This window comes from uncultured Roseibium sp. (assembly GCF_947496995.1).
Lineage (GTDB): Bacteria > Pseudomonadota > Alphaproteobacteria > Rhizobiales > Stappiaceae > Roseibium.
Window position 1 is genome coordinate 1,151,406 of the sequence record NZ_CANMFD010000001.1, and the last position, 24,941, is coordinate 1,176,346.

Consider the following 24,941-nt stretch of genomic DNA (forward strand, 5'->3'; position numbering starts at 1 on the left):
TTTCACAGGGAGGCTGTGAAGACGGTTGCCTGAGTTGGGGGCGGGTGGGAGGAAGGACCAGCCCCTGATCGGATGTTCGTTATACGCTTCGGAGGCTGACCTGGACCTTGCCCCCTCTTGCGGCGTCGTTGAAGCGGCTTTCTGTTTCCGTACCGGCGGCAACTGCCTGCAAATGGATCAGCTCGCCGGCATGTCCGGCTTCCATCACAAGGGAGTGCCGGCTGCAGAGTGCGGCAAGCGACAGCCCGAGCTTGCGGAAATGAGCGCGCCGGTAACAATAGATGGCCAATGCCGCGCGCTGGCTGTCCGGTAGCTGGTTGCCGACATCCGTCACCGCGTTGAACGTGGCGTCGAGCAGCCGCTTCAGCAAATCGTCCGATACCGGGCAGTTATCCAAATCCGTTGATCCCGTTGGCTGCATAGCCTTCTCCTAATAGAATAGGAAAAGTATTTATTGTTTGTGTTAATGCTTTGTTAAACGGGGTCTCGGATCCAATAAAAAGCATTTATCTCGTGGATTGTACGAATGTTGCCTCTAAGTAACTAAGCTTGGTTTTTTTATCAATATTTCGAGCTGTTCTTTCGTCGTCTCCTTTAACGACTCGGCTGATTTGAGAATGCGCTCTGCTTTCATGAAATCGAGAACACGGATGGTGTCGTGTGGCGGCCGGATCAGGATATCCGGTTGATCCACCTTGAGTTTCTGGTTTGTTATCGTCTGCATCAGGATCTGCGAAGCGCCGAACAGCGAGTCCAGCATGCTGATTTCGCTCTTGTCGGTTCGCGGAACCGGAGCGCCGACCACATCGACAGCAATGACTATGTCACAATTGGTCCGCAAGCCGTCAAACGGCAGTGGATTAACGACGCCGCCATCAATCAGAATCTGGCCGTTCAGCTTGACGGGCCGGAAAATTGCGGGAATCGCGATGGATGCAGCCAGGGCAGGCAGCAGAGGACCCGATTCGAAATCGACCTCCTGACAGCCGTAGAAGTCGGTCGCGAGCAGGCGAAGCGGGATCTGAAGGTCCTCGAACCGGTCCGGCAGATAATCCGAAATGAAGACTTCCAGCACACGCTGCGGATCGAATTGAACCGGGCCGGGGCGGAGCATGTCGGCAAACCGTCTGGGCCTGAGTTTCCACAGGCGTGACAGCACACTGTTGCTGTCGGCGAAGATCTCCAGCGTCATCTGCCGGATTTCCCTGCCGCTGAGCCCGCTGGCATAGGCCGCGCCCATGATGGCGCCAATGGAGGTGCCCGCGATCTGGGCGGGCTTCACGCCAAGCTCGTCGAGGGCCTCAAGCACCGGTATGTGGGCAAGCCCCCGGGCGCCGCCGCCGCCAAGGGCGAGGCCGATCCGGGGGGAAGAAGCAAGACTGGACATTACGTCAGTTTCCGGCTGCTGGTGTTCAGAGTTTAGGGGCCGGGGCTGCGCAAGGGCTGCATGAACCCGGACCAGACCTCTTATCGCCGGTGCATGGTCCGGACGTCAAACAGAACGCGCCGAAGGTCCGGAACCGTCAGATGACGTAATAAAGGTCGTCGGCGGATTCGGTCATCCAATCCGTCACGCGGTCGAACGTCATCGGTCTGGCGATCAGATATCCCTGGATCGAAAAATCGCCCATCATCCGCAGACGGTCATACTGTGCTTCCGTTTCCACCCCCTCGCAGACGATCCCGATGTTCAGGGACCGTGCAAGATGGATGAGCTGGTTCACAACAGCTTCCTTTTTCGGGTCCTGGAGCATCTGGTTGGTGAAGGATTTGTCGATCTTCAGTCCGTTGATCGGCAGGTCGGCAACATGGGTCAAGGATGCATAACCGGTTCCGAAGTCATCCAGCTCGATGTGAACGCCGAGATCGTAAAGCTCCTCGAGTGCCGCAAGGTGCCCAGACCGGTCGTCGCTCAGGAAGACGGATTCCAGAACTTCGGCTGTGATCCTCTCGGGCCCGATATTATATTTCGCCATGGCTTCCTTGAAGTGCTCCGAGAGCAGGCCGGAAGCCAGATGGGAAGGGGAGATGTTTATCGACACCCGTCCGAAGTCGAGACTTGCATCCAGCCAGTGCCGTGCCGCAGCCAGCGCCGTGTCAATGACGATCTTGCCCAGAACAGGAGCGAGGCTGGTCTTTTCGACCACCGGGAGAAATTCGGCCGGAGACAGCAGTCCGCGTTCGGGATGTTCCCAGCGGACCAGTGCCTCGACACCGGTGATCGACTGGGACCTGAGATTGACCTGGGGCTGGAAGAACAGCACGAACTGATCGTTCTTGACGGCGTCGTGAAGCTCCAGCTCGATTCTTGCCTCGGTCTCGCTGTCGGTTTTCATGTCCGACCTGAAGAAGGTGTAGCGGTCCTTGCCCTTTTCCTTCGACTGGTAGAGTGCGAGATCCGCGTTCACCAGCAGCGTGTCGAAGTCGTCTCCATCCTCCGGGCACAGGGCGATACCCATGCTGACTGTCGGCCAGAACCGCGTGCCGCTGAATTCCATCGGTGCGCGCATGAGCCGGCGGGCGCGTTCGCACAATTCATTCGGATCCGAGGTGCTGCTGTTCGCCAGAATGACGAATTCGTCGCCGCCCCAGCGATAGGCGGTGCCGAGCCCGCGGCAGACCTGCCGCAACCGGCGGCCGGTTTCCTCCAGGCAATGATCCCCGGCAAGATGGCCCAGCGTGTCGTTGACCCGCTTGAAGCTGTCCATGTCCACATGAACCAGAAACGCAGGTCTGTCGGAACGGGAGAAGCGGGATTTCGCGTCGCGCTGACACCCGGCACGGTTCGACAGCTTGGTCAGCGGATCGAAATAGGCCAGGCGTTCCGCGCGGACCTTTGCCTCGCGGGTCTCGTTTTCCCGTTGCACGCGTTCGGAAACGTCATTGGCGATGGCGACAAACAGGTCCCTGTCATCGTCCTTCAGCAACTGGACTCGAAGATCGACCGGATATTCCGACCCGTCCTTGCGTTTGTGAAGGCTCTCCACGGTAAGGCTGTCCCGGGAGCCGTTCAAAAGAGGCGTCACATCCCTGCGGACGGACTCCGCATCATAAACCGGATTGATATCCCAGATATGCCGGGACTTGAGGTCCGCAAGATCGTAGCCGAGGTTGTTGAGCGCACATTTGTTGGCGTACTCGATGAGAAAGGTCTGCGGGTTGAGGATGAAGATCTCGTTCAGCGAGGACTCCAGGATGTTCGCCAGTAGATTGTTCCGCCGTTCCGCCAGACGCCGTTCGGTAATATCGTGAACGGTTCCGAAAACCTTGGCAGCCTTGCCGTCCGGACCGGCCAGAACGTAGCCGCGCACGTGCACGAACCGGACCTTGCCGTCCCTCTGGACAAGATTGTGCTTGAAGTCGAATTCTCCGCAAACGGCCATCGCTGTGTCGACGATTGCCTGTACGGCGATGAGTTCCTTTTCCGGCACCTGTGAGAAGATGTTGTCCTGAATTACATCTACCGGCAGGTCCTTGGGGATCTCCATGATCCGGTAGAATTCTTCAGACCCGAGAACCTCATTGGTCGCCACGTCCCTTTCCCAGCTGCCGACGCCGGCAATCCGCTGGGCTTCCGTCAACTGAAAGGCGCTGTGTTCCAGCTTTCTTGTATTTTCCCGGACCTCCGCTTCCAGCCGTGACGTCGTCATCTGAACGGAGGACTGCAGCCTGGACAGCAAACGATGGATGACGGTCCACGATACCAGCGCCAAGCCGATGCCCGCCATGAGTGAAAACAGCGTCTCCTGTGCGAAGGCCCAGACGTTGCGGGTAACATCCTTGACCAGGGCGAGATTGACGGGACGGTTCGTTCCGGTCACCGGTATGGGCAGATCCCGCAACACGAAGATCCTGTTCTCGTGCAACAGGATCTTGTTGAGACCGTCGAACCCGTTGGGGCCGGCGATGGAAGCGATATCGAATCCACCCGGCACCGGACCACCGATATTCGTGTAATGGAAGCTGCGGCCGCTGAGGCCGTGGCTTTGCCCCGTCTCCGCAACCTTGACGATCTGCGCATCAACAGCGGAACTCGTGAAGGCCAGTGCGCTCTCGATATCGATTGCAAGCTTGAGGTAACCAAGCAGCTTGCCGTCGGAAGTCCAGGGACGAAAGACGCTGACGACGGCTTCGGCGTCCGGCCCGAGTTCGATGCCGCTGGTCCGGCGCGACAGGTTAGCACTCAGATCGGACTGAAACGAAACATTGCGACTGGCAGGGTGGGGGCCATGGCGATCGCCGGTGTCGTTCGGGTCCAGTGCCCGGAATATGAGCTTTTGATCTGCGCCGTAAATCGTGAATTCGGCAATATGCAGCCCATCCGGCTTCCGGGCAAAAACGCCGGCGGCGATTTTTCTGATTTCGGAAGAATCCTTCTCCCGGATGGCCATCTGCAGCGCGCTGTCCGCTCCGATGGTGCTGACGGTCTGGTCGAGCGTCTCGGTGCCAAGCGCCTTCTGCCGGATCAGCAGCCTTTCAACGGTCCGCACGAGCTGTTCCTGCGGTTCGTTCATGCTCCGGTAGGCGGAAACGATGTTCTGAATGGTCAGGAGGGCGACGGTGAGCGCGAAGATCGACAGAAAGATTGTTCTGAGCGGTTTTTCGAATTGAACATCTTCACCGCAACACCACTGGGCAAGAATCTGGTCCAGACGCGCGCTGACGCCCCGAAGGCGATGCCCTCTTCCCCGCGTGCCTTGTCCGTCACCTGTGTCCAGTTTACCCACTTGAAATACCATGCCCCTGAGCAACTTGCGCTGCGCACCGTTCGGCCAGTTTCTCCGCTGCGTCACGTCCCACCCCAACGCAGCAGAATGGCGCAAAAAGCCAATGCCATTTTTCTCAATAGGCCCGAATGGTTAAATTGTTTTGAACAGGTGTCTTAAAGAAGAATAATATGAAAGATTATATTATTGAAAATTATTAGAAATATTCTCCAGTAAAGCAAATCATCAAATTGAATGATGTGTATAAACAGGAGTAACTTTAGGTAATTTCATGATCTGGTTGTGAAGAAATCCAGCAATGCCTGACAAGTTCGATCAGGAGCTTCTTCAGGGAGAAAGTGTCCGCAGGGCAGAGCCGCCCCTTCTGCTTCTGGGCACCATGTCCGCCAGATCGCCAGGGGATCCTCCACACTGTTCGCAATTCCCTTTTCCCCCCAAAGGGCGAGCAGGGGCATGTGGATCCGGTTGCCTGCTTCCTGATCCGCCCTGTCGTGCTGATAATCGACTGTCGCTCCTGCGCGGTAGTCCTCGCAAGTGGCGGAAACCCGGTCGGGTTGGCAGAACCAGTCACGATTGTGGGCAAGCGCCTCTTCTGAAAAACCGGACAGGGTCTTGTCGCCCGTCCAGCTCGCCAGGGTATGTTCCAGAAACCTGATGGGAGATGCCGCGATGAGCTTTTCGGGGAAAGGGGCCGGCTGCGCCAGGAACATCCAGTGATATATCTTCAGCCCGAATTGCCGGTCCATCCTGTCCCAGTAATCGGATGTCGGCAGGATATCGAGCACTGCGAGTCGTTCGACAGCTTCCGGCCTGTCCAGCGCCAGGCGGTAGGCCACCCGTCCGCCGCGGTCGTGCCCGGCAAGAAGGAAACGGCTGTGTCCGAGCGCCTGCATCATCTCGGTGACGGCCTCGGCCATAGCGCGCTTGGAATAGGCCGCGTGATCGTCGCTGAGGGGCGGAACGGAGGAACTGCCGTAGCCGGGCAGGTCGGGCAGGACAAGCGTGAAGCGTTCAGCGAGGCGCGGTGCGATCTTGTGCCAGATGACATGGGATTGCGGATAACCGTGCAATAGCAGAAGCGGGGGACCGGAACCGCCGACGCGGCAAAACAGCCGGACGCTCGCGGTCTCCACGTTGACGCTGTCAAATCCCGGGAACATATCCGGCAAATTACTTTTCAAGCCCTTCTCCCCGCCGCGGCTTCAAGGGAAAACTAGATCTTTTTCCATTCCGATGAAAGCTTCGTGCCGAAGGTGCGCTAGCTGTTGTTCTCGCGCTCGATCGCCCGCCAGCCGATATCGGACCGGCAGAAGCCTTCCGGCCAGTCGATCTTCGAGATCGCTTCATAGGCGGTTTGCTGTGCCTCAAGGACGCTGGATCCGAGTGCGGTCACGTTCAGAACCCGGCCGCCATTGGCAAGCAGCCGTTCACCGTCCTGTTTGGTCCCGGCATGAAAGACTTCCAGCCTGTCGGTGGAAAGAGGCTCCAGGCCATGGATTTCCGTGCCCTTTTGGTAACTTCCCGGATAGCCATCGGCCGCCATCACGACGCAGATCGCGGCTTCGTCGCGCCATTGCGCGGAAGCTGTCGCCAGCGTTCCGTCGACGCTGGCAAGGATCAGGTCCAGCAGGTCGCTTTTCAGCCGCATCATCAGCACCTGGCACTCCGGGTCGCCGAAGCGGGTGTTGTATTCGATGAGTTTCGGACCGTCTCCGGTCATCATCAGACCCGCGTAAAGCACGCCCTTGAACGGCGTGCCGCGTCCGGCCAGCGTCGCGATTGTTGGTTCGATGATCGTCTTCATGACGTCCGCGATCAGCGGGTCGGTCAGGACGGGGGCCGGGGAATAGGCGCCCATGCCGCCGGTGTTCGGGCCCTCGTCGCCGTCGAAGGCGCGTTTGTGATCCTGTGCGGTTGCCAGCGGCAGGGCGTGAGTGCCGTCCGAAAGCACAAAAAAGCTGGCTTCCTCGCCCTGCAGGAATTCCTCGATGACGACTTCCGCCCCGGCCTCACCGAACGAGCCTTCAAAACACGCCGTCACCGCGCCCTCGGCTTCCTGCAAGGTCATGGCGACGACAACGCCCTTGCCTGCGGCAAGCCCGTCGGCCTTGACGACGATGGGCGCGCCTTTTTCCCGGACATAGGCAAGGGCTGCGTCGCACGTGTCGAAGCGGCCGTAGCCGGCGGTCGGAATGCCGGCTTCGTCGCAGACACCTTTGGTGAAAGCCTTGGAGCCTTCGAGCTGCGCTGCCGCCCTGCTCGGACCGAAAGCCTTCAGTCCGGCCGCTTCCAGATCGTCCACCAGGCCGGCCACCAGCGGCGCTTCCGGCCCGACCACCACGAGGTCGATCCCCTTTGCCCGGCAGAACGCGATTACCGCCTCATGGTTCGAGACATCCAGATCGCAGAGCTCCGCCACCTGGGCGATGCCAGCATTGCCCGGTGCGGCATAAAGCTTGATCAGTCTTGGGGATTTCGCCAGCGCCCAGGCCAGGGAATGTTCGCGGCCACCGGATCCGATGAGGAGAAGTTTCATGAGTGTCCAGTCTCAAAAGCAGGGTGACGCCGCACTGAGTTTTGCTGCCCGCAGCGACTTGTCGAATTCGATGCCGCGGGGTCTATCACGCGGACAGGTGCGCTGCAATTCGGGGATCGGGAAATCCGGCGGCAATCACCCGCCCACGGTCACACGGCAGTAAAGGATATTGTCCTTTTCCAGGTCCGGCCCCCAGATCAATCTGGCGCTGCCGTCCCAGGTGATCCGGTCATAGCCGCCCTTGGGACTGACATTCCCGGTGCTGTGCACGGTTGCCGCCGGCCAGGAGCTGTCGTCAAAATCCGGAGCCATCCAGCCGTCCGGCGTCGGCGTTACGGTCTGCGCGCAACTGGCACTGGAAACATCCGGCTTGCGGTCGCTCTCACACGACCGGTCCGCCGGTGCGGACTGAACCGTCAGGCAGCGCCAATCGGATCCGGTCGCAGCCAGAAGCCTGCCGGAGGCGGCGTCATGGAACTGGGCGATCGCGCCGCCGTCGCCCATCTGCTGACGGCGGGTGCCGATATATTCAAGGCCGGTGCTGTTTTCCATGAAATCGCGGAACTCGAATGCGATTGTCATCGGTAAATCGGCGTTGAAATCGAACCGTTCCGCATTGAAGGAGCGTTCCGTACGGATGGAGACGCTGTCCTCCAGAAGCGGCGCCCCGTTGATGTAGAGCGTGAACCAGTTGTCCACCCAGACCTCACCAAGGATCTTGTGCGCCCCCTGAGACCTGATCGTGCTTTCATTCAGGTCCTGCCCCTGGACCCCGCGCGGAGGAGGGGCCTTGCCACCCGGTGGAGGCGGAGGTTTCTGTGCGAAGGCTGCAGCCGGGACGGCTGCCAGCGCGACGGCCACGGTGACAGCGAATTTTGAGGTAAGAATTGCGGAAAGCTTCACAACGTGCTCCATCTGTCGGCCACAATATGGGCACTATGACGCTTTGCGGAACGAAATTCACCTCTGCTAGAGGTAAAAGTGCCGATGAATACAAACGGCGGCCGGAAGGGCTGCCGGATCAGCGAATTTCGGATGGGCAGGAAGATGTTTTTTTCAACCAAGGACACAGGGCCGGTTGCCGATGCGGTGAAGCAGCATTGGGTCGACACGCGGCTTCCGGCGGCCATGCGCCCCTACGCGCGGCTGGCCCGCTGGGAACGGCCTATCGGCTGGTGGCTGCTGCTCTGGCCATGCTGGTGGTCCGCTGCCCTTGCGGCGATTGCCGCCGGCAACGGCTGGCCGAACCTGTGGCATCTGGTTCTTTTCCTGATCGGCGCCGTGGCGATGCGCGGTGCAGGCTGCACCTATAACGATCTTGTCGACGTGGACATCGACACCAAGGTCGCGCGCACGCGCTCCCGGCCGATACCGGCCGGGCAGGTGACAAAAAACCAGGCGAGGATCTTTCTCGTGCTGCAAGGTCTGGTCGGACTGGCCGTCCTGCTGCAGTTCAACAGCTTTGCGATCGGTCTCGGTATCGCTTCGCTGATCCCCGTCGCCATATACCCGTTCATGAAACGCGTCACCAACTGGCCGCAATTGTTCCTCGGCTTCGCGTTTTCCTGGGGTGCGCTGATGGGCTGGGCGGCTGTGTTCGGATCGCTCGGCTGGGCGCCCGTCCTGCTGTACCTCGGCGGCATCTGCTGGACCATCGGCTACGACACGATCTATGCCCATCAGGACAAGGAGGACGACGCGCTGGTCGGTGTCAGATCGACGGCGCGGCTGTTCGGCGCGCGCACCAAACCGGCTCTGATCGTGCTCTACGCTGCCGCCACCGGACTGTTCATGCTGGCCGCCACCGCCGCCGACGCAGGCCCGGCCGCGTTCCTGGGCATTGTGGCCGGTGTCGTCCATCTCGGCTGGCAGGTCATCGTTCTGGACATCGACGACGGCGACCAGTGCCTGAAGCTCTTCCGTTCCAACACCACTTACGGCTGGATCCTCTTTGCCGGGTTCTGCGCGGACGCGCTGATCGGGTGGTTGTGAGGGGCCGGGAAACTAAAAAAGGCCCCGCGCTGCGGAGCCCTTCATGCATGGCGATAAACCGATCTGTCTTTTGGCGCATCAGTTCCGCGCGATGATCTCGCGTTCGTCTGCATGGACAGCCATCACCTCTGCCGGACGCCCTGGCAGGCGCTTGTTGAGAAAGCGCGGGCGGCGGCCTGTCAGGAGGCGAAGCTTGCGGCGCGGAGCCGGATTTGCCGAAGGTTTGGCGCTGTAGGCGTCGATCGGTTTCACCTTGCCGCCGAGGTCACACACCAGCATGGGCAGGTTCAGCGTCTGGGCCCAGCGGCTCCAGAGCGCGGCAAGTTCGTCCGAAGTTTCGGTTTCCGCAAGTGTGATCGACAGTGCGCTGTCCGGATGTTTCAGGATGAGCGCCGCCATGATGTCCCCGGGAGCAGCCCCCGGGACAATCCGTACCATGACGCCGTCGAAACCGGGTGTCGGAACGACGACGGTGACCGGAACACCGGCAACCCGGCGCTTGATGATCGCCCTGTCGCAATCAAGAACTATATCTGCAGGAAGAGCAGCGGTTCCCGGCCTTGATTCCAGTCGTTGCTGGAAGTGGGCCGGCAGGCAACCGGGATGCGGCATCGCTTGCGCGCCACCCCCGGTTGCTACCGTTTCCTGTATTTCTGTTTGACGTCTCAAATGACTCTCCACCGGACCTTTTGGTCTCTGATGGCTTGAAGGTAGATCAGAAAGGTCGTGAAGCACTTAAGAGACACGGTTAAAAAAGTCTGATTTTAAAGAGGGTTACTGGAATGTAAGCGGAGAGGTAACGCCTGATTCACATGTGTGGCAGAAAGCAATAAACACAACTCATGGATGAGCTTTCGGTGGGGCAAGCCGATGACGGGCACGCAAGCGTCGGCGTCGTGCCGGAATGGACTGACTGGAATGGGTTGACGTGACGCGCAACCTGAACCGATCGGGCCGAATAGCGTTATTGTCCTGTGGGGACAGGCGGAATTATCCCTCTCGGAGGGAACCGGAATGGCACAGGCTGTTGGGAACCTGCTGCGGCGGTTGCAGGCTGCCGGTGCGAAGCGTAAATAACTGCCGGAGCAAAAAGGCGGACCTGATGTCGGAACTGATTGATCAAAGCGAATTGCAGTCACGGGCTGCACGTCTGGTGGAAGCGGCCCGCAAGGCCGGGGCGGATGCCTGTGACGCTGTGGCGGTCACGGGTGTGTCCCTGGGCGTGGACGTCAGGGAGGGCAAGGTTGAGGAAACCGAGCGCGCGGAAGGCGACGACGTCACGCTGCGCGTCTTCGTCGGCAAACGCACCGCCGCGGTTTCGGCCAACCGTCTGGATGATCCGGCAGGCCTTGCCGAACGTGCCGTCGCCATGGCGAAGGTGGCCCCGGAAGATCCCTATGCCGGCCTTGCGGATCCGGATCTGCTGGTGAAGGACTTTCCGGTACTGGATCTGCTCGACACCAAAGAGATGACGGCCGAGGACCTGAGCGAGATCGCGCTGGAAGCCGAAGCTGCCGGTCTTGCCGTTGCAGGGGTCAGCAAATCCGGCGGCGCGGGTGCGTCCTGGCGTTTGGGCGGTGTGGTTCTGGCCACCAGCCACGGCTTCCAGGGCTCCTACATCTCATCGCGCTACGGCATGTCCATGACCGCGGTTGCCGGCGACGGCACGGCCATGGAACGCGATTACGATTTCGACAGCCGGACCTATTTCGAAGATCTGGAATCGCCGGCGGAGGTCGGCCGAAGAGCGGGCGAAAGAGCCGTGCGGCGTCTCAATCCGCAGAAGCTGTCCACCCGGACCACCAACGTCATTTATGAATCGCGGGCGGCCCGCAGCATTCTCGGTCATCTGGCAGGGGCGATCAACGGGGCCTCGATCGCGCGCAAGACCAGTTTTCTGAAGGACAGGATGGGCGAGCAGATTTTCGCCTCTGGCATTCAGGTGGTCGACGATCCGTTCAAGCGCCGCGGGGCCGCAACACGCCCCTTCGACGGCGAAGGCACAAAGGCCGAGGTCCTTGACGTGATTGGCGACGGCGTGCTGCAGCACTGGTTCCTGGATGGGGCGACGGCGCGCGAGCTTGGCCTGAAGCCCAACGGCCGGGCCCATCGCGGCGGCAGTGGAACATCTCCGGGCGGAACCAACATCACACTGATGCCGGGCGACAAGAGCCTTGAGGAGCTTATGGCCGAAGCCGGGGAGGGACTGCTGGTCACCGATCTCATCGGTCACGGCGTCAACGGTCTGACCGGCGACTATTCCCGCGGTGCGGCAGGGTTCTGGTTCGAAAAAGGCGAAATCGTCGAGCCCGTCAGCGAGATTACCATTGCCGGCAATCTCAACGACATGTTCAGGCGGCTGGTGCCGGGCAGCGATCTGGACAACCGCTACTCGACAGCGACACCGTCGATCATGATCGAAGGAATGGCTCTTGCCGGAAACTGACAAAGGCAATCCCGCTCCCGAGACGGACATGCGCTTGCTGGAAACGGCAGCGCGGCAGGCCGGCGAACTGGCGCTCAGCTATTTTGGGCGGGACCCTGAAACCTGGTTCAAGGGCAACAAGTCACCTGTCTCGGAAGCGGACCTTGCTGTCGACAGGTTTCTGGCGGAAGAGCTGCGCACCGCGCGTCCGGGTTACGGATGGCTGTCGGAGGAAACCGCCGACGACCGGCAGCGTCTCGATCGCGAACGGGTGTTCATCGTCGACCCGATTGACGGCACACGCGCTTTCCTTGCCGGCGGCAACGAATGGACGGTGTCGATTGCCGTTGTTGAAAATGGCCGGCCGACCGCCGGCGCTGTTTTCTGCCCGCTCCGCGAGGAAATGTTTCTGGCAAGTAGCGGCGGCGGAGCCTGGCTCAACGGCCAGCGGATGTCGGTGTCCGGACAGGCAGACATTGAGGGGGCCAGCTTGACCGGTCCTCATTCGATCGTGGCCAACGAGGACGTGATCGCGGCAGGGTTCGTCCGCGCCGACATAATGCGCTCGCTCGCCTACCGCCTTGCAATCGTGGCGGCGGGACGGGTCGATGTGGGTGCGGCCCGGGGAGGGCCGAGCGACTGGGACCTTGCGGCGGCCGATCTTTTGGTGCAGGAAGCAGGCGGCCATCTGACCGACCTGTCCGGACAGCACCTGATTTACAACCGCGCGAAGTCGGGTCATCCGGCTCTGGTCGCAGCTCCCCAAGCGCTGATCGGGCCTGTGCGCGACGCGCTCGGGGTCCTGATCAAATGAGCTGCGGATTGACGAACAGCGAGGAAATTCATGAGTGATAAAGACACGCCCAAGCAGCTTTTGCATCTCGTGTTCGGCGGTGAACTGGAGTCGCCCGAAGGCCTGACCTTCCGCGATCTGGACGCCCTGGATGTGGTCGGCATCTACCCGAACTATGCCGAAGCCTACAAGGCCTGGAAGTCGAAGGCACAGTCCACGGTCGATAACGCGCACATGCGTTATTTCATTGTTCACATGCACCGCTTGCTCAATCCGGAAACGGACGACTGAGCAGCCGCTTCTTCAGGCGATAAGAAAAATGATCAAACGCCTTGGCCGCCATCCCTGGGTCCTGTCGGGTGTGGGCACTTTGCTCGCTGCCTATCTGAAGCTGGTCAGGCGCACCAACCGCTTTGTTCTGGATCCGCCGGGGATCTACGACAAGACGGAACCGGAGCTGCCGGTTATCGTCGCCATGTGGCACGGCCAGCATTTCATGGTGCCCTTTGCCAAGCCGGCGGAGTGGCAGGCGAAGGTGATGATTTCGCGATCCGCCGACGGCGAGGTCAACGCCATCGCAGCCCGCAAACTCGGGCTTGGCCTGATCCGGGCATCGGGCGGCAGAAACGCCCGCCAGATCAGGAAGCGCGGCGGAATGCGCGGGTTCATCGAAGCGCTGAGGGCTCTGAAGGACGGGTATACGATTGCCATGACCGCCGATATTCCCAAAGGCCCGGCGCGTAAGTCCGGCGTCGGCATCGTGCAACTGGCGAAACATTCCGGCTGTCCGATCCTGCCTGTGGCGGTGGCAACGAGCCGCAGCATCGAGCTCAACAGCTGGGACAAGGCGAGCGTGAACCTTCCTTTCGGGCGCGGCAGCATCGCCGTGGGCGAGTTGATCCGGGTGCCGGCCGAGGCCGGGGACGAGGAGCTGGAAGTCTACCGTCAGCAGGTAGAGGACAGCCTCAATACGGTCACCACACGTGCCTATGAACTTGTCGGCAGGGTTGAGACGTCCGTACCCTAGGGTGTGAACTGAGGCGCTGGAGGTAAGGAGTGGGAGATATGCAGGCTGGGCGTCGCCCCTTGCTCATCAGTGCCTATCGGGCTCTTTCCCGTGCCCTGACGCCCCTGTTCCACCTTCTCTTCTGGTGGCGCAGCCGCTCAGGCAAGGAGGTCGCTCAAAGGAAAGGCGAACGTTTCGGCCGGCCGCAACACGAGCGCCCTTCCGGGCATCTCACATGGATCCATGCGGCAAGTGTCGGCGAGACCATGTCTGTCCTGCCGCTGATCGAGGCCTTGTGCGCTTCGGGACAAAGGGTGCTGCTGACGACGGTTACCGTCACGGCGGCTGAAATTGCCGCATCGCGGCTTCCGCAAGGCGCGGTTCACCAGTTCGTTCCCTATGATGCACCGGGCCCCCTGACCCGGTTTCTCGATCATTGGTCTCCGGACCTTGCCATGGTCGTTGAATCGGAGATCTGGCCGTGCCAGTTCGATGAGTTGAGGTCCCGGAAAGTGCCTTTCATTTTGCTGAACGGCCGTCTTTCCGACGGGTCCCACAGAAATTGGTCCCGGTTTCCGGGGGCTTCCCGCTATATCTTCGAGTGTCTGGACCTGGTGCTGGCGCAAAGCGCCGCCGACGCGGAACGCTTCCGCCGGCTTGGCTGCAAGAGGGTGGAAACACCCGGCAACCTGAAATTCGACGCGAGTGTGCCGGAGGTGGCGGAAGCCGAAATTCAGGAGCTTCATACGCAGATCGGCGGCCGGCCCGTTTGGCTGGCGGCGCTGACCCATCCGGGCGAGGATGCGATTGTCCTGCAGGCCTGCGAAAAGCTCCTGATGGAGTTTCCCGAACTGCTGTTGATCCTGGTGCCGCGCCACCCGAACCGCGCCGATGACATCGCGGAGCTGATCGGGGCACACGGCCTGACCTGCATCCGACGCAGTACGGGTGAAAAAATAAACCCGTCCACAAGGGTCTATCTTGGCGATACACTCGGCGAGATGGGACTGTTCTACAAACTTGCGCCGGTGACCTTTCTCGGCGGATCTTTTACCGACGCCGGCGGCCACAACCCGGTGGAGGCGGCTCTTGGCGGGTCCGCGCTCGTGACCGGACCGCAGGTGGCCAATGCACGCGCGCTCTACAAGGAGTTCTGGTCAGGCAAGGCGGCTGTGCGGGCATCGCGGCCCGAAGATCTGGCGGACCTTGTCGCCGGACTGCTGCGCCGGCCGGACGAGGCGCGCGCGCAGGCAGGCTGTGCAAGGGCCCTTGTCGACGCTGGCAGGGGCGCGAAGGAGAAGATCCTGTTCTTGTTGCAGCCTTATTTGAAAGATCGCTCCGATGGGCGGGAACCGGAGGCGGAGCGTGAGCAAAGCGCCTGATTTCTGGTGGAAGCCCGGACTTTCTCCCATTGCCCTGCTTCTGGCCCCCGTCGGCTGGATATACGGTCTGATCACCGGGCGCCGCATGCTCGCAAGAGCGAAGGCGAAGAGTGGGCTGCCGGTCATCTGCATCGGAAATTTCGTGGTCGGCGGCGCTGGGAAAACCCCCTTCGCGATCGAACTGGCCTACAGGCTGCGGGAAGAAGGCTACAGGCCCGGATTTCTGTTACGCGGCTACGGCGGCAGCGAGAAGGGACCGCTGCTGGTGGCCGCGGACCTTCACGATGCCGCCGATGTCGGCGATGAGGCGCTGCTTCTGGCGCGCTACGGGCCGACAGTGATTTCCCGAGACCGCCCGGCGGGCGCTGCTCTTGCGCAGGAGCAGCCGGTCGATCTGCTGATTATGGACGACGGGTTTCAGAATCCCGCGCTTGCCAAGGATCTCAGCCTCGTGCTGGTCGACTGTGCCACCGGCTTCGGCAACGGTTTTTGTCTTCCGGCAGGTCCGCTACGCGCCCCGGCGCACAAGCAGATCCTCAAGACCGACTGTCTTGTGCTGGTGGGGGAGGGCGATGCTGCCGAGGAGGCGGCCCATCTGGCCGGGCGCAAGGCCTTGCCGATCCTGCATGCCCATCTGAGGCCGCAGCCGAACGGAGAGCTGGACGGCCGGAAACTCTTTGCGTTCGCGGGGATCGGACGACCGCAGAAATTCTTCGCCTCGCTGAAAGAGCTTGGCTATCAGGTGAAACAGACCCGTGCGTTTGCCGACCACCACCCCTATACAGAGGCCGATGTACGCGCTCTTCTGACGGAAGCGGAAGAGGCTGGGCTGCAGCTCGTTACGACGGCGAAGGATATGGTGAGGCTGGAAACGTCGGACGGCGAACTCTTTCACTGGATCGCGTCGTCAGCACGGGTGCTCGAAGTGCGCATGGAGATCGACGACGAGGACAGACTGATGGGCCTGATCAGGGAAACGCTCCGCAACCGGAGCTTCCACCAGCAGGCCTAGCCCTGGTCCTGAGACCCTAGGCGGACTTGGTTTCCAGGTACCGCTTCATGGAGGCCTTTGCATCGACATAGGCTTCCTGACGCTCGACGGACCAGTATTTCAGTTCATCAAGCGGAATTGCAGTGCCTGTCACGGCGCAACGCACGAAGGTGCCCGGTGATTCCACCTGGTAGTCGCCATCCAGATACCGGACGCGGGCTTCGCTCGGAATGCGCGGGTTTTCGTAACGGTTCATCATCTGATCGGTTCCAGGCAGTCTAACGACAGCACCTTCTAAGCCGAAACAAGGTTTCAGGGCAAGCTGTGCGGTTACTCACCGTGCTCCAGAGAGACCTTGCAGGTCTTTTGTCAGCGGTCTCCGGGAACCGGATCAGCGTGGCTTTGCGTCTTTTTTGGAAGGAGCGGCAGGTTCCGTCAGTCTGGATCCGAACTGCGGCCGGACGATATTCGCGTCGTTCTGTTCGGACGGTGGCGGCGGACCGGAGACCGACCCGGATCGGGCGAGAACCTTTGCCAGCAGCGGATGCAGCCCGTCGCCTCGCGCGGCGGCAAGAGCATGAAAGGACAGCATCTGGGGAAGGTCATCTGACGCGGACATGGTCTTGCACCCTTTTGTATCCTCTTTCAGGCAGAGCGCCTTCCGGGATGGTTTGCGGCAGGCCGAATTCACCGGCGAACGAAATGCGCCGCGTTTATTTTGCATCGCAACATTAATATGAGTTTTATATTCAGGTTTAAATTTTCGCAAGTGGAATTCCGAGATTTTCGGATGATTTCTGCGTCAGAAACCCTATGTTGGGGATAAACCAGCGATAACAACTCCGGTTATGGCGGCTGAGTGAATTCGGGCGGCTGCTTTCGCATGCCGGCCCACGAACACGCCAGGGCCAGCCGGAGGCAGACAGGACGCGCGCATGACAATTTCCACCACCGATCTTATCGAGAGTTCCGGCCTGGGCCTGGAAACGGCGAAGCGGATTACCGCCGAAGCTCTTTCCGGCGCCGATGACGGTGAGCTTTTTGTCGAATACCGGCAGAGCGAAGGGCTGGTGTTTGATAACGGCCGCCTGAAGGGGGCCAATTACGATACGGCCCAGGGGTTCGGCCTGCGGTCCGTGGCCGGCGAAGCGGCCGGATATGCCCATGCGGGTGATATTTCCGAAGGGGCCCTGAAACGGGCCGCCGAAGCCGTCAGTGCGGTCAAGAAGGGATATTCGGGCAGCTATGCGGCAGCTCCGTCCCGCACAAATCAGTCGCTTTATACCGATGCCAATCCGCTTGGCGGACCGAGCTTTGAGGAAAAGGTCAAGCTGCTGCAGGAAATCGACGCCTATGCACGGGCAAAGGACCCGCGGGTGCGTCAGGTTTCCGCTTCGCTGGCCGGTTCCTGGCAGGTGGTCGAGATCCTGCGCGCCGACGGCCATCTGGTGCGCGATGTCCGTCCGATGGTCCGTCTCAGCATTTCGGTTGTTGCAGGCAATGACGAGCGCCAGGAGAGCGGTTCCTTCGGCTGCGGCGGCCGCGAAGGCTTTGGCCGCTTCATCACCACGGAGAACTGGCAGGGCGGCGTTGATGAGGCGCTGCGTCAGGCGCTGGTCAACCTGGAAGCCGTTCCGGCGCCTGCCGGCACCTTCGATGTCGTTCTCGGCCCCGGCTGGCCCGGCATACTGCTGCACGAGGCGGTGGGGCACGGCCTGGAAGGCGATTTCAACCGCAAGAAGACCTCAGCCTTCGCAGGTCTGATGGGCCAGCGCGTCGCGTCGCCGGGTGTCACCATCGTCGATGACGGCACCATCCCGGACCGGCGCGGCTCCCTGACCGTCGACGACGAGGGAACACCGGCAAGCCGGACCATGCTGATCGAGGACGGTATCCTCAAGGGTTATATGCAGGACCGCCAGAACGCACGCCTGATGGGCATGGAGCCGACCGGAAACGGCCGCCGCCAGTCCTACGCGCATATTCCTATGCCGCGCATGACCAACACGGTCATGATGGCAGGCGACAAGGACCCCGAGGAAATCCTGAGGTCCGTCAAGGACGGTATCTACGCGGTTTCTTTCGGCGGCGGACAGGTCGACATCACCTCGGGCAAGTTCGTGTTTTCCTGCACCGAGGCCTACAGGGTCGAAAACGGCAAGGTCGGAGCTCCGGTCAAGGGAGCGATGCTGATCGGCAACGGTCCCGATGCCCTGACACGGGTGACCATGATCGGCAACGACATGGAGCTTGACCCCGGTATGGGTACCTGCGGCAAGCAGGGGCAGGGTGTGCCGGTTGGTGTCGGCCAGCCGTCCATGCGCATCAACGGGCTGACAGTCGGAGGAACGGCGGTCTGACGAAGGCGGACGGGGATCATGGCGGACATCAAATTCGCGATATTCGACATGGATCAGGTCCTCTACGATTATGACCACCGGACGCGGCTCGCTCTGCTGGAACAACTGACCGGCAGAGCCGCGGCCGACATCGATGCCGCGGTCTGGGGCGGGCCGCACGAGAATGCTGCGGAAGCCGGAAATCCGGATACGGCGGAAGGCTATCTCGCCCAGTTCGCCAGACTGCTGGATTACCCCATCGATTTCGACACCTGGGTGGACATCCGGCGAAAGATGATGCGCCCGCGCTCGGATGTTCTGGATCTGGTCCGCGACATCAGGAAGAGCGCCGATGTCGCGCTGCTGACCAACAACGGCATGATGCTCAAGGCGGCACTGCCGGTCTGTGCACCCGAAGCGGTCGCAATTTTCGGGGACAAGGCGCATGTCTCCGCAGAGTTCCGGTGCCGAAAGCCCGATCCGCTTGTCTACTTGCGGATCTGCGAAAGATACTGCCGTAAACCGGAGGAAAGCGTCTTCGTGGATGACAGGCCCGACAATGTGGCCGGAGCCGAGCTGGCAGGGCTTCAGGGCCATGTCTTTTCCACCGCCGAGGGCCTGAAGGCCTTCCTGCACCGGGTTGGACTGGCCTGACACGTCGGATCTGGCATTCTTTGACCTAAGGGCAGCTCCCAAGGACATGAAGACGCATTCCTGACTGCCAAGCTGGATTTATTAACATCGAAGCGCGTATCCTTTGCGAGGGAAAGATGCGCCGGGTCCATCCCAAGTGGAAAACGGCGACACTTCCTTGAAATTTCGAAGTCGATCAACTTCCTGCATGCAAGCGATCGACATGCAAAAAGCTGATCCGGGGAGAGAGAATGGCCTTAGAAGGTGCGCCTCCGTTTTTCGCTGAATCGATAGTGTTTCTGGCGGCGACTGTTGTGGCTGTTCCAATTGCGAAACGCCTCGGGCTCGGATCGGTGGTCGGTTACCTGGCCGCCGGCGCGATGATCGGGCCGCACGGGCTACAGCTCCTGGGATCGGGCGAAGACGTGCTTCACGTCGCTGAACTTGGCGTTGTCCTGCTTCTCTTCGTGATAGGCCTCGAGCTGGATCCGCAAAAGCTCTGGCGGATGAAACGGGATATTTTCGGCCTCGGAACGGCGCAGGTCCTGCTGACCGGACTGACGCTCTTCGCCGTCGGCCGGTATGCCGGATATCCGTTTTCGACCGCGCTTGTCGCAGGGTTCGGTCTCGCCCTGTCCTCCACCGCCTTTGCCTTGCAGATCCTTCAGGAGCGTGGGCAATTGTCTTCCGCATACGGTCAGCGGGCTTTCGGTATCCTGTTGCTTCAGGACATCGCCATAGTTCCGCTTCTGGCGATGGTTGCCATTCTGGCTGCGGGGGAAGGACCGGCCACCTTTGCCGATATCGGCCGGGAGGTCTTCACCGTCTCTGCCGCCGTTGCAGCAGTGGTTCTTGCCGGGCGTTATCTGGTTTCCCCCATTTTCCATCTACTGGCGGCAACCCGCGCCAGGGAGGTCATGCTTTCCGCCGCGCTTCTGGTTGCGCTGGGCAGCGCGGGCATTGTTCACGCCGTGGGACTGTCCATGGCGCTTGGAGCGTTCCTGGCCGGTGTCCTGCTGGCCGAATCCAGCTTCCGCCATACGCTTGAAGCCGATATCGAACCCTTCCGTTCCCTGCTCATGGGACTTTTCTTCGTCGCGGTCGGCATGTCGCTGGATGTCACCCTTGTTGCCGCGAACTGGGAGTTCGTTGCCGTCGGCGTCGTCGTCGTCATGCTGGTCAAGGGAGTTTTCCTCTGGAGTCTTTCCCGCGCCACCGGATCGCCGAATTCCGATGCCTTACGCATCGCGGTGACCCTGCCGCAGGGCGGGGAATTCGCCTTCGTGCTGTTCACCGCGGCCGTCAGCAACCGGCTGCTGGACTATCAGACGGCGAATCTCCTGACCGCGATTGTCATCCTGACGATGTTGTTGACACCCCTTGCCTGTCTCGCTCTCGACCGTCTTGCCGCCAGGGTGAAGGCCAGGGGCGTTGAAAATCCCTCGATCGAGACCTTCGAGGAGGCGACGCCGGCTGTTCTGGTCATCGGCTTCGGCCGTTTCGGCATGGTTGTCGCGCAGATCCTGACATCGGAGGGGCTTGAAATCACCGCCATCGACAACCGGCCGGACCGCATCGCCTACGCCCGCAAGCAGGGCTACAAGGTCTATTACGGCGATGCCACCCGCGCCGATGTTCTTGCGGCTGCGGGCGCGGGCAAGGCGGCACTCGTTGCCATGTGTATCGAGAACGACAAGGTAATGGCCAAGGCCATCGATCTTGTCCGCGAAGGTTTCCCCGACGCCCTGATCTTCTGCCGGGCAACGGACCGGGCGCATGTGCTGGATCTCACCCGGCGCGGCGTGGATTTCCAGATTCGCGAGACCTTCGAGTCGAGCGTCGTATTCGGCCGTGCGGCATTGGAAGCGCTCGGAACCCCGCTGGACCGGATCGATCAGATCGAGGAAGACGTGCGCTACCGCGACGATGAACGTCTGGCGATGCAGCTGTCCGACGGCATCTATGCCGGCGCCGACCGTCTTCACCAGGTGACCCCGCGCAAGTCCGCCAAGGACGAGCAGGACGTCCCCGCAGAATGACAAAGGCGCCGATGCGGCGCCTGACCCTGATGACAAAGCCATAGTGTCACCACAGTCATCCCGGCCAAGCGAAGCGCGAGCTGGGACCGGAGAGCCGCAAGTTTTTAGTAAAAATGATTTTCTCTAAGGGCAACCTTCGGCTCACCGATCCCGGATCTTCGCCATGCTGCGTCCGGGATGACGAACAGAAAGGTCGTCAGAAGCCAAAGGCACAGATGCTGGGCCTTTGGTTCTTTGCGATTTTACTCTTCGCGGGAGTGGCCCGGCCGTCAGGGAAGGGCAGTGAAACCCGCGGAAAACCCGTTCAGTGAAATCGGAATGCCGATGCCTTCTTCAGGGGTCTGGAAGATGATGAAGGTCGCCTGTGACCCGGTCTGCAGTTTCGAGAGCAGATCTTCCTCGAGGATCACTTCCGCGATGCAGCCGTTCGGCAGGCAGCGGACGAAACCGGCGCGTCCGATATCCGCGTTGTCGACACGCAAGCCAAGACCCGACGGCAGAAGGACACCGAGCGGCGCCAGCACCCTGAGGATGCGCGCCTGCTTGTCGGCGGTTTTGAGAATGATCACCGACAGGCCGACATTTTCCCGGTCCGCTGCCGTGACGTTCTGGATAAGCGCGCATTGTTCGCTGGTGGCGCCCGGAGGTGTATCGCAGCGCATTTGCCAGTCTCCATGCGCGGAGCGCACCTCTCCCTGGGCCAGGGCGGGAAGTGCGCCTTGAGCGAGGGAGGCAAGAACGATTCCCGCCGCTGCAGTGATTCTGAACAAAATCGATCTGGAGCGCCCGGCCGGGCGAGCGGAGTTGGACTTAGGCAAATGCGCTGACAAGAAATCCTCCAGTCAATCAGTGTCCGATCCGTTGAGAGCGGTTCGCAGAAAAAAGCGTCCGGTTTCGCGAATCATGGTGTTATCCCGGCCAGACATTGCCGCATGACGGCGCGTGATTCCAGTCTCACCGGATCGGGTAGCTCATGAATAGGCGGTTTTTTTGTCGAAAATCCGCCTGTCCTTGATAACGCTCAATCGGGGAGGGGTGTTTAGCCACTGTGAAAAGTGGGAAATTCCGTTGCAGCCCGGCGTATCTTGTGGTTTTTGTGCGGCATACAGGTGTCGGTGGGATGATGCGGCAGATCGCCGCTCTGGCCAATTGTAGCCATCGCCCTTGATACCAGTTTGTGGTTATAGTTCCGGCAATCTGATTATCCTGTCCGAGGTAAGGACGCGGCAAAATTGGCTTGCGAAGCTTTGCTAAGCCCGTTACTCCGCACTGGATTGGGCCGGGACCAGAAACCGGTGCTTAACGTATGTGCCGCATTTCATGCGGCTGAGGGAAGGGAGCGTGGACGTGAAGGCAGTCTTCAAGCGTCTCATGACTATTGCCGGATTGGCAGCGACAATTGCTGGAGTGTCTACAGCGGCCCTGGCAGCTGAATCCGGCATGAAAGAATGGCAGCTCGGGTTTCAGAAATCCGTCACGGGTGTGATGGACGACATCACCTGGTTCAACCATTTCACCCTGATCATCATCACGATCGTCACCGTGATGGTGCTGGTGTTGCTGTTGATCTGCATTTTCCGCTTCGGTGTGAAATCGAATCCGGTGCCGTCCCGCACTTCGCACAACACGATGATCGAGGTGGTGTGGACGATTGCTCCCATCCTGATCCTGGTCGTGATCGCGATCCCGTCGTTCCGCTTGCTCTACAAGCAGCTGGACATTCCGGAATACGACATGACCATCAAGGCCACCGGCTATCAGTGGTACTGGGGATATGAATACACCGACGAAGGGATGGGCGAGCTCTCCTTCGACTCGCTGATGATCCAGAACGACGAGCGCCAGGCTGTCGCCGAAGCGCGTGGCGTCTCCCTGGCAGAAGTGCCGCGCCTTCTGGCCGTCGACTACGATCTTGTCATTCCGGTGGACACCACCGTGAGGATGCAGGTGACGTCCGAAGATGTGATCCATTCCTTCGCGATGCCGTCCTTCGGCGTCAAGGTCGACGCGATCCCGGGCCGGTTGAATGAAACCTGGTTCCATGCCCGCGAGGAAGGTGTCTATTACGGCCAGTGTTCTGAACTGTGCGGTAAGGATCATGCCTTCATGCCGATCGCCATCCGCGTTGTGAACTCGGGTCAGTTCGAGGCCTGGGCTGCAGCTGCCCAGGACGATCTGGACACTGCCAACGAACAGCTTCTGGCATCGATTGCAGCGGACAAGAAACTCGCTGTGAATGGCACGCTGGAAGAAATTTCCGTCGCCGCGAAGTAACGTGGCGACGAACCTTTTGGGCGATGCGCGCGATGACACGCAGCGCCGCTGAGAACGACTAGAGAGGGAGCCGAAAATGGCTGCGACCGAAGCGCATGTTGCACATGGTCATCCGACAGGATGGCGCCGGTACGTCTATTCGACGAACCACAAAGACATCGGCTTGATGTATCTCATCTTCGCGATTGTTGCAGGGATCATCGGCGGCGCACTGAGCGTCGGCATGCGACTTGAACTGCAGGAACCGGGGATGCAGATCTTCTCCAATCCGCATATGTTCAACGTCTTCACGACCGCGCACGGTCTGATCATGATCTTCTTCATGGTCATGCCTGCGATGATCGGGGGATACGCCAACTACTTCGTGCCGATCATGATCGGTGCGCCGGACATGGCATTCCCGCGGATGAACAACATCTCCTTCTGGCTTCTTCCGCCGGCGTTCCTGCTTCTGCTCCTCTCGCTCTTTGTCGAGGGGCCTCCGGGCGCCAACGGCGTGGGCGGTGGCTGGACCATCTATCCGCCGCTTTCGACTTCCGGCCAGCCTGGCCCGGCCATGGATCTGGCGATCCTGTCGCTGCATATTGCAGGGGCGTCGTCCATCCTGGGTGCGATCAACTTCATCACGACCATCTTCAACATGCGTGCCCCGGGCATGACCATGCACAAGATGCCGCTGTTCGCCTGGTCCGTGCTGATCACCGCGTTCCTGCTGCTGCTGGCCCTGCCGGTTCTTGCAGGCGCCATCACCATGCTGCTGACCGACCGTAACTTCGGAACCACCTTCTTCAATCCGGCAGGTGGCGGCGATCCGATCCTGTTCCAGCACCTGTTCTGGTTCTTCGGCCATCCGGAAGTGTACATCCTGATCCTGCCGGGCTTCGGCATCATCAGCCACATCATTTCCACCTTCGCCCGCAAGCCGATCTTCGGTTACCTGGGAATGGCCTATGCCATGGTTGCCATCGGCGTCGTCGGCTTCATCGTGTGGGCTCACCACATGTACACCGTCGGCATGTCGGCTGACACGCAGGCCTACTTCGTGGCGGCCACCATGGTGATCGCGGTTCCGACCGGGGTGAAGATCTTCTCCTGGATTGCCACAATGTGGGGCGGTTCCATCGAGTTCAAGACGCCGATGGTCTGGGCAGTCGGCTTTATCTTCCTGTTCACCGTTGGCGGTGTGACCGGTGTGCAGCTCGCCAACGCGGGTCTCGACCGGGCCTACCACGACACCTACTATGTGGTTGCTCACTTCCACTACGTGCTGTCTCTGGGTGCCGTCTTCGCGATCTTCGCGGCCTGGTACTACTGGTTCCCGAAAATGTTCGGCTACATGTACAACGAGACGATCGGCAAGGCTCATTTCTGGATCACCTTCATCGGTGTGAACCTGGTGTTCTTCCCGCAGCACTTCCTGGGTCTCAACGGCATGCCGCGTCGCTATGTCGACTACCCGGACGCTCTGGCCGGCTGGAACTTCGTGTCTTCCATCGGATCCTACATTTCCGCCTTCGCGGTTCTGGTGTTCCTCTTCGGTATCGTCGAGGCTTTCGCCAAGAAACGTGCCGTCGGCAACAATCCGTGGGGTGAAGGTGCGACGACACTGGAATGGACGCTGTCTTCACCGCCGCCGTTCCACCAGTTCGAAACCCTGCCGCGCATCAAGTGATCTGCGGCCGGAGGATCGGTCCTCCGGGTTGAAATCCACACCGCGCCGGACCCCGGCGCGGTGTATGCCGTAAAAAAGACTGCCCGGGCGCTGTGCCGCCCATTGCGCTCCTTTCAACGCGCAAGCTGAAAC

General features: G+C 60.6%; 22 protein-coding genes. 12 read left to right on the top strand and 10 right to left on the bottom strand.

The genetic code is table 11. The features are described 5' to 3' along the window. Nucleotides 1-79: 79 nt before the first annotated feature. The 6 genes from Q1B40_RS05190 to Q1B40_RS05215 form a co-directional block, all read right to left on the bottom strand. The gene (locus Q1B40_RS05190) at nucleotides 80-421 is read right to left on the bottom strand and encodes a hypothetical protein (protein ID WP_299811005.1); all 342 of its coding nucleotides are present in this window, start codon (nucleotides 419-421) and stop codon (nucleotides 80-82) included. Between the two features lie 114 nt (nucleotides 422-535). Beyond that, nucleotides 536-1,387, bottom strand: coding sequence for a patatin-like phospholipase family protein (locus Q1B40_RS05195; RefSeq protein WP_299811007.1), 852 nt, complete (start codon nucleotides 1,385-1,387; stop codon nucleotides 536-538). Between the two features lie 136 nt (nucleotides 1,388-1,523). Further along, the gene (locus Q1B40_RS05200; protein WP_299811012.1) at nucleotides 1,524-4,727 is read right to left on the bottom strand and encodes an EAL domain-containing protein; all 3,204 of its coding nucleotides are present in this window, start codon (nucleotides 4,725-4,727) and stop codon (nucleotides 1,524-1,526) included. 269 nt (nucleotides 4,728-4,996) lie between these two features. Continuing rightward, a complete protein-coding gene (locus Q1B40_RS05205) occupies nucleotides 4,997-5,908 on the bottom strand; it encodes an alpha/beta hydrolase (RefSeq protein WP_299811014.1) in 912 nt (303 codons plus the stop codon). A gap of 77 nt (nucleotides 5,909-5,985) precedes the next feature. Continuing rightward, nucleotides 5,986-7,263 (bottom strand): phosphoribosylamine--glycine ligase, encoded by a 1,278-nt coding sequence (gene purD, locus Q1B40_RS05210; protein WP_299811016.1) that lies wholly within the window; start codon nucleotides 7,261-7,263, stop codon nucleotides 5,986-5,988. Between the two features lie 135 nt (nucleotides 7,264-7,398). Beyond that, entirely contained in the window at nucleotides 7,399-8,166 is a 768-nt protein-coding gene (locus tag Q1B40_RS05215) for a PEBP family protein (protein ID WP_299811018.1), read from the bottom strand. A 144-nt stretch (nucleotides 8,167-8,310) separates the two neighbouring features. On the opposite strand from Q1B40_RS05215, the gene ubiA reads away from it, so the two are divergent. Continuing rightward, entirely contained in the window at nucleotides 8,311-9,255 is a 945-nt protein-coding gene (gene ubiA / locus Q1B40_RS05220) for a 4-hydroxybenzoate octaprenyltransferase (RefSeq protein ID WP_299811021.1), read from the top strand. A 78-nt stretch (nucleotides 9,256-9,333) separates the two neighbouring features. On the opposite strand, the gene Q1B40_RS05225 is transcribed toward ubiA, so the two are convergent. Continuing rightward, nucleotides 9,334-9,924 carry a DUF6101 family protein gene (locus tag Q1B40_RS05225; protein ID WP_299811024.1) on the bottom strand — a complete coding sequence of 197 codons (591 nt, stop codon included), beginning with the start codon at nucleotides 9,922-9,924 and terminating at the stop codon, nucleotides 9,334-9,336. A gap of 433 nt (nucleotides 9,925-10,357) precedes the next feature. Between Q1B40_RS05225 and Q1B40_RS05230 the strand changes: the two genes are divergently transcribed. Genes Q1B40_RS05230 through lpxK form a run of 6 tightly spaced genes read left to right on the top strand, consistent with a single transcriptional unit; the run spans nucleotide 10,358 to nucleotide 15,873 of the window. Beyond that, nucleotides 10,358-11,701: a TldD/PmbA family protein gene (locus tag Q1B40_RS05230; RefSeq protein WP_299811027.1), complete on the top strand. Its 1,344-nt coding sequence runs from the start codon at nucleotides 10,358-10,360 to the stop codon at nucleotides 11,699-11,701. Nucleotides 11,702-11,729: 28 nt separating this feature from the next. Then, the gene (locus Q1B40_RS05235) at nucleotides 11,730-12,494 is read left to right on the top strand and encodes a 3'(2'),5'-bisphosphate nucleotidase CysQ (protein ID WP_299812539.1); all 765 of its coding nucleotides are present in this window, start codon (nucleotides 11,730-11,732) and stop codon (nucleotides 12,492-12,494) included. 30 nt (nucleotides 12,495-12,524) lie between these two features. Continuing rightward, complete coding sequence (locus Q1B40_RS05240; protein WP_299811030.1) at nucleotides 12,525-12,764, top strand: DUF4170 domain-containing protein; 240 nt, start codon at nucleotides 12,525-12,527, stop codon at nucleotides 12,762-12,764. 28 nt (nucleotides 12,765-12,792) lie between these two features. Next, complete coding sequence (locus Q1B40_RS05245) at nucleotides 12,793-13,500, top strand: lysophospholipid acyltransferase family protein (protein WP_299811032.1); 708 nt, start codon at nucleotides 12,793-12,795, stop codon at nucleotides 13,498-13,500. 38 nt (nucleotides 13,501-13,538) lie between these two features. Continuing rightward, complete coding sequence (locus Q1B40_RS05250) at nucleotides 13,539-14,861, top strand: 3-deoxy-D-manno-octulosonic acid transferase (RefSeq protein WP_299811035.1); 1,323 nt, start codon at nucleotides 13,539-13,541, stop codon at nucleotides 14,859-14,861. Beyond that, the gene (gene lpxK / locus Q1B40_RS05255; protein ID WP_299811037.1) at nucleotides 14,845-15,873 is read left to right on the top strand and encodes a tetraacyldisaccharide 4'-kinase; all 1,029 of its coding nucleotides are present in this window, start codon (nucleotides 14,845-14,847) and stop codon (nucleotides 15,871-15,873) included. The genes Q1B40_RS05250 and lpxK overlap by 17 nt, the downstream gene beginning before the upstream one ends. 16 nt (nucleotides 15,874-15,889) lie before the next feature. Here the strand turns inward: lpxK and Q1B40_RS05260 are convergent, their stop codons facing one another. Both Q1B40_RS05260 and Q1B40_RS05265 read right to left on the bottom strand, forming a co-directional pair. Beyond that, nucleotides 15,890-16,111: a DUF2093 domain-containing protein gene (locus Q1B40_RS05260; protein ID WP_299811039.1), complete on the bottom strand. Its 222-nt coding sequence runs from the start codon at nucleotides 16,109-16,111 to the stop codon at nucleotides 15,890-15,892. A gap of 132 nt (nucleotides 16,112-16,243) precedes the next feature. Beyond that, nucleotides 16,244-16,471, bottom strand: coding sequence for a hypothetical protein (locus tag Q1B40_RS05265; RefSeq protein WP_299811041.1), 228 nt, complete (start codon nucleotides 16,469-16,471; stop codon nucleotides 16,244-16,246). Nucleotides 16,472-16,787: 316 nt separating this feature from the next. Between Q1B40_RS05265 and tldD the strand changes: the two genes are divergently transcribed. The 3 genes from tldD (at nucleotide 16,788) to Q1B40_RS05280 (ending at nucleotide 20,863) form a co-directional block, all read left to right on the top strand. Next, nucleotides 16,788-18,212, top strand: coding sequence for a metalloprotease TldD (gene tldD / locus Q1B40_RS05270; RefSeq protein ID WP_299811043.1), 1,425 nt, complete (start codon nucleotides 16,788-16,790; stop codon nucleotides 18,210-18,212). Between the two features lie 18 nt (nucleotides 18,213-18,230). After that, a complete protein-coding gene (locus tag Q1B40_RS05275; protein WP_299811045.1) occupies nucleotides 18,231-18,845 on the top strand; it encodes an HAD-IA family hydrolase in 615 nt (204 codons plus the stop codon). 230 nt (nucleotides 18,846-19,075) lie between these two features. Further along, entirely contained in the window at nucleotides 19,076-20,863 is a 1,788-nt protein-coding gene (locus tag Q1B40_RS05280; protein WP_299811047.1) for a monovalent cation:proton antiporter-2 (CPA2) family protein, read from the top strand. Between the two features lie 269 nt (nucleotides 20,864-21,132). On the opposite strand, the gene Q1B40_RS05285 is transcribed toward Q1B40_RS05280, so the two are convergent. Continuing rightward, complete coding sequence (locus Q1B40_RS05285; RefSeq protein ID WP_299812541.1) at nucleotides 21,133-21,624, bottom strand: invasion associated locus B family protein; 492 nt, start codon at nucleotides 21,622-21,624, stop codon at nucleotides 21,133-21,135. A 610-nt stretch (nucleotides 21,625-22,234) separates the two neighbouring features. Here Q1B40_RS05285 and coxB point away from each other — a divergent pair. Beyond that, on the top strand, nucleotides 22,235-23,137 hold the full coding sequence (gene coxB / locus Q1B40_RS05290; protein ID WP_299812543.1) for a cytochrome c oxidase subunit II: 903 nt from the start codon (nucleotides 22,235-22,237) through the stop codon (nucleotides 23,135-23,137). Between the two features lie 76 nt (nucleotides 23,138-23,213). Beyond that, nucleotides 23,214-24,809: a cytochrome c oxidase subunit I gene (gene ctaD / locus Q1B40_RS05295; RefSeq protein WP_299811050.1), complete on the top strand. Its 1,596-nt coding sequence runs from the start codon at nucleotides 23,214-23,216 to the stop codon at nucleotides 24,807-24,809. Nucleotides 24,810-24,941: the final 132 nt, after the last annotated feature.